Genomic DNA, 317 nt, shown 5'->3' on the forward strand with positions numbered 1-317 from the left:
GTTGGGAGCTGTTCGTATCGCGCGGGTAGGATGCCCGCGTTTTAGCAAACGGAGGACAGGACGTTCATCCAATGTTTGTCTTCGGGAGTGGGAAATGAAGCCTTTCTTGCGCTGGTGTTACGTTGCGACAGCACTCATGCTGGCAGGATGCAGCAACCATGATTGGCGTAAAGACGAAGTTTTGGCAATCCCGTTGCAGCCTACGTTGCAGCAGGAAGTGATCCTGGCGCGCATGGAACAAATTCTTGCCAGCCGGGCACTGACGGATGACGAACGCGCACAGCTTTTATATGAGCGCGGTGTGCTGTATGATAGCC

Annotated in this window: 1 protein-coding gene; it reads left to right on the forward strand. The window is 54.3% G+C overall.

The genetic code is table 11. The features are described 5' to 3' along the window. Positions 1–94: 94 nt before the first annotated feature. Positions 95–317 (forward strand): hypothetical protein (locus KQX66_RS38625; protein WP_216798465.1); only part of this gene is annotated, 223 nt, incomplete at its 3' end.

This window comes from Paenibacillus oleatilyticus (genome assembly GCF_018998565.1).
Lineage (GTDB): Bacteria > Bacillota > Bacilli > Paenibacillales > NBRC-103111 > Paenibacillus_G > Paenibacillus_G oleatilyticus.